The 4,314-nt window shown below is 36.3% G+C and carries 4 protein-coding genes; all 4 read right to left on the reverse strand.

Features of this window, described 5'->3' with window-relative positions; all coding sequences use genetic code 11:
* Positions 1-17: 17 nt before the first annotated feature.
* Genes M3090_RS14910 through M3090_RS14925 form a run of 4 tightly spaced genes read right to left on the reverse strand, consistent with a single transcriptional unit; the run spans position 18 to position 4,252 of the window.
* Entirely contained in the window at positions 18-1,067 is a 1,050-nt protein-coding gene (locus M3090_RS14910) for a DUF1848 domain-containing protein (RefSeq protein WP_249057618.1), read from the reverse strand.
* Positions 1,060-1,317: a hypothetical protein gene (locus M3090_RS14915; RefSeq protein ID WP_249057620.1), complete on the reverse strand. Its 258-nt coding sequence runs from the start codon at positions 1,315-1,317 to the stop codon at positions 1,060-1,062. The genes M3090_RS14910 and M3090_RS14915 overlap by 8 nt, the downstream gene beginning before the upstream one ends.
* The gene (locus M3090_RS14920) at positions 1,314-3,218 is read right to left on the reverse strand and encodes a hypothetical protein (RefSeq protein WP_249057622.1); all 1,905 of its coding nucleotides are present in this window, start codon (positions 3,216-3,218) and stop codon (positions 1,314-1,316) included. Before M3090_RS14920 ends, M3090_RS14915 begins: the two co-directional genes overlap by 4 nt.
* Positions 3,219-3,220: 2 nt before the next feature.
* Positions 3,221-4,252: an ATP-binding domain-containing protein gene (locus M3090_RS14925; RefSeq protein ID WP_249057624.1), complete on the reverse strand. Its 1,032-nt coding sequence runs from the start codon at positions 4,250-4,252 to the stop codon at positions 3,221-3,223.
* Between the last annotated feature and the right edge of the window lie 62 nt (positions 4,253-4,314).

The raw sequence follows: 4,314 nt of genomic DNA on the forward strand, positions 1-4,314 counted from the left end.
ATTATTGTACTTGGCAATTAATCTATCAAACTTTCGCTTTCATCCGAATGTCTTTGGGCATTCCTCAGCACACACTCCCGGCCGGTATTAGCATAACAATACACACAGAAATGCCGGCAAGTGTCATACATACCGATATCCTTGCTCACCATGCAACCGCATACCTTGCGCTGCCCCTTATCCTTCAGGTTCTTCTTGTCCGCCGGAATATCCGAAAGCCCGCCAAACAAATCAGGCTCAGGCAACTTGCCCGTATGCAGGTAATACACCAACTCCTGGTCATCACCAAACACACGTTCCATCAACTCCCCGTCAATGCAACGGTTATGCTCAATGCCATACGCAGACAAATCCATATCTTCGGCACAAGTGGCCAGTCGCAAATCCCAACCTTCAGAAGACCAGACATCCCGAAGCTTTGCCAACCCCTCTGCAAGTTCTTGCCGCTGCCAATCCTTCGGCTCGGCTTCTTCCACGTTCTCCTTGGTGAAACGAGCTGTTTCTTTCACCAAATTGCTCAGCACCTTCCGATATGACTTCACGTCCACAAAGCTGAATACCAGCTTGTCCGTATAACCTTTCAACTGATTGCCGATTCTCCATACCCGACTAAGCAAGGCACGCGGCGTCATATCTGGAGTCAGAATCAACGGGTCGAACCGCCAAATCACCCGTTCATGCCCTATCCTCTCCGACAACTCGCGGAATGTCTTTATCCTTTCTTCCACACTCGGCACATTCGGTTCAAATCCCTCTGCCGTATAGTCATTCAGTGTCACCTGGAAATAATAATGGATGCCCCGCCTGTCCAACTCATGCAGATAAGGCAATATCGGCTTCGGATTCTTTGTCCAAAACACAATGACCTTGCAACGCGCAAACGACACATACATTTTTTGCCTGTTAAAAGGATTGTACCAAACGCAATAGCCCTTTGCCAAACGATTGAAGAACCACTTGGGATAAAAGGCCGGGATGTCCGTAGAACGGCTGGCGGAGATGATTACCGGGGCTATGGTTTCAACACGCTCGCCGGAATCAGTAATGATAGACAATTTATCAATCATGATATCTTGATAATAATAGTTCTTTTAGTTTATCCATTTTATTACTATTTTCTTTTGACCATGGTATGGCATTTTTATTCTTCGAGGATAAACACCACTTACAAAAATGATCTACCACTTCTTCATTGCTCCTTTCATATTTTTCTTGATGATTAAAATAATATCCAGATTGATAGCTCTTTTGAAATTCAACAAACATGTCTTCGATACACTTTCTATGTTCTCCCAACTCACGACATTGAGCAATCACATTTTTTGCATTATAATCATCAATAATACTTTTTCTAAATAAGTCCGTCTGTAAAGGATTAGTTTTGCTCTGTTTCTGTTTTTCTCCTTCCTTTTTTTGTAATCAGGATAGAACGCCTTTTGTAGATAGGGGAAAATACCTTTCTTTAGGTCTTTCATTTTATTAGCTAATACGCGAATAAAAGCAATTTCATCACTTGCATTCAATTTTTCCTCCTCTATCAATTGCCTATCTTCACCTGACATATTCTTAACTATGCGTGGGTGAGCCGCCATAATCGCATCAACTTTTCTCACTAAAGGATTATCATCAGGATGCCTTAGAGCTATGTTATCAGATACTGAAGACATAGGAAATGGTTTATGGGACAAATTTAATTCCAATTCCCCATTTAGTTCTTTTCTGTACATCAATTTATACACATCCTTATATAAATTTTTAAAAGTGCTTTTTCCCATTGACGAAGAAATTATTGCACGTGGAATCTGTATATATCCTGATGTTGCCCCCCATAACGACAGTGCATATTGATAATCCGATACTGAATTATTTTCAAGATAATTAATTAGAGAATCATAATCTTCTCCTTTTAAAAGAAAAGCAGCAAGGGATTGCAAAACAACATTATCTGTCTCTTGAACATTAAAAGGAGTAAATTCTTTTATATTCTGCCGTAAATGATGAAAATATAATTGTTCTGCGCTCCCTTTCCATTCGTTTCCTGTTTCTTCAATAACACGACTCACAATCTGAGTTACTTTAGTTGCAATCTCAAAACGATTTATTCTAAGGTCATCCAAACCGTCAATAACATTATTCCATACAATATTAGATAAAATCTTATTAAAAAAAGAGCTTGTAGTATCATCTAAAGACATCATAGCCAAAGAAAAATCTGGATTTATATCCAATTGCGAACATAAATCGACATTTCCTTTATTCTTTTCTCTTTCTTGAAATAGCAAAGACTTCATATATAATGATATATCCTCACCATATTTCTCTAAGCTTTCAGGACTATATTCAGACAATGTTTTCCGCAAAACAATCCCTTCTTGTTGACAAAACTTCCGCTTAAATTCAGCTTCTAAATGATAATCGCGCAAAAAACTATTCAGATTTTCAACCGATAATCCATAACTACTTACACGCTGCGTCCACAAATCCCTCGATCGAATTATATTAGAATCCAATTGCGTATATTTTCTATCTAAAGCAATCAGTTCCTCATCAAAAGTTACATTGCTTTTCCCTCCATTACTTTTTATTGCTGCAAGAATATCATAAATGCGCCTTTGAAGAGTTAACATCTTAGCTGTATTAGCAGAAAGGGATTTTGTTAATCCTATAAAATATCCATAGATAAATCCTTTAACTCTATTATATTGATTATCAGAATTTACTTTTGCAACAGGTTGATGTTGCAAAACATCTATTGATTTAACTATATTACAAAGATCATATTTTGAAGGCGAAACTATTTGCATTTGGAAATAATCTACTAACTTGCACATTTTACTATCCAAGCAATTCTGATATGCCAAAATGCAAGCTTTGTTTGTAAAGAAAAGAAATTTTGTATTTATAGGAGTTATATGTATTGTTTGAGAGGAATAATAGACTTTACATTCCAAAGATTTAGGCACGCTTTCTACCTCTACAAATTGTTGTTCTGTAGATATTTGTATAACCATAGGATAATTTTCACGCCGTTCATCCTCAATCTCAAAACAAGGTATCTCTGAAAACAACAAAATATCAGAAAAATCTTTTAATTGAGGTATTTGATAAAAATTCCGATAACCAAATGAACGTGTTTGATAAAAATCCATTGGGGATATACTTTCAGTGGAAAGTATATTTTCTACATTCAAACTTGATGTTGCTATATAATAATTCATAATCATAACATATTTAAAGTGCCAGAATCATTAAAAACTGAATCATATTTAGATGGGAAAAAAGAATTGAGACAGCCACTAAACCCTAAATATAATCGCTCACTACAGCGTGTCATTGCCACATATAATGCAGCACGTTTAGCTTCCTCCCAAGAAGTCTCACAACCCGGAATGAATACATCTTTAAACTGTAAACCTTTTGCACACCACCAGGTCATAATTTTGGGATTATTTGAATGAAAATCCAATTCCATTGCAGTCTCTTGATTATCCGAATACTTAAATTCACACGTAATTCCCTTCCGCAAAAGATAATCCTTTACATATTCAACAGACAAATTCCCCTTTTCCTTGGTATTTAGAGGCATTAGAATCCCAACACTATTCAGCGAACGATTTCTAATAGTTTCTGCTATTTTATCAAGTTGAGCATTATAATTTTCAGCTTCTATCAAATTAGGTTTTTCGCCATCACGTTTACATTTTACAATGAGATCATCTACTTCACCTACTTTCTCTGCCAATGCAGCGATAGCCTTTGTCAATCTATAGTTAAAATATAAAGAGTCAAGGGTAACCCCCATGTCAAAAGCTGTTTTTTCTACATTCTGCGTCTTTCGGTTACTAAAATTCATAATTGACTGAGCCGAATCACCAAAAAATAAACAAAATTCTCCATATTCTTTCATCTCTTCAATCTCTTCATGGGTGAAATCTTGACATTCATCAACAATCATGTATTTAACACGCCTCTTATTAAACCTCCACTGGTGATAATGATATACATTTACTAATCCTAAAGCCTTCAAACCATCGGAAAAATACTTGCGTAATGTCTTCGTATAAACTACTATTACATAACTGTCTCCTGTCGAAGCTAATTGCTTTGCTTTGTGTAGTGCTATTAAAGATTTACCACTACCCGCACTCCCTGTTACGACTAAAGACTTGCTATTTTTACGGTCTATCAACTGGCGCTGAAAGTCGTCTAAACTTGAATAGTCGATAAAAAATTCAGATTCTAATTCTGCCATACTCTTATTCCTATTTATTCTAACAGACAAATATCCTCAAAATCAGAACATTTATATTTGGA

Source organism: Bacteroides sp. ET71 (assembly GCF_023336905.1).
GTDB lineage: Bacteria > Bacteroidota > Bacteroidia > Bacteroidales > Bacteroidaceae > Bacteroides.

What these genes read in the sequence shown, in the direction of transcription:
- M3090_RS14910 (WP_249057618.1), bottom strand. Translation starts at nt 1,067, where the DNA reads ATGATTGATAAATTGTCTATCATTACTGATTCCGGCGAGCGTGTTGAA.
- M3090_RS14920 (WP_249057622.1), bottom strand. Translation starts at nt 3,218, where the DNA reads ATGAATTATTATATAGCAACATCAAGTTTGAATGTAGAAAATATACTT.
- M3090_RS14925 (WP_249057624.1), bottom strand. Translation starts at nt 4,252, where the DNA reads ATGGCAGAATTAGAATCTGAATTTTTTATCGACTATTCAAGTTTAGAC.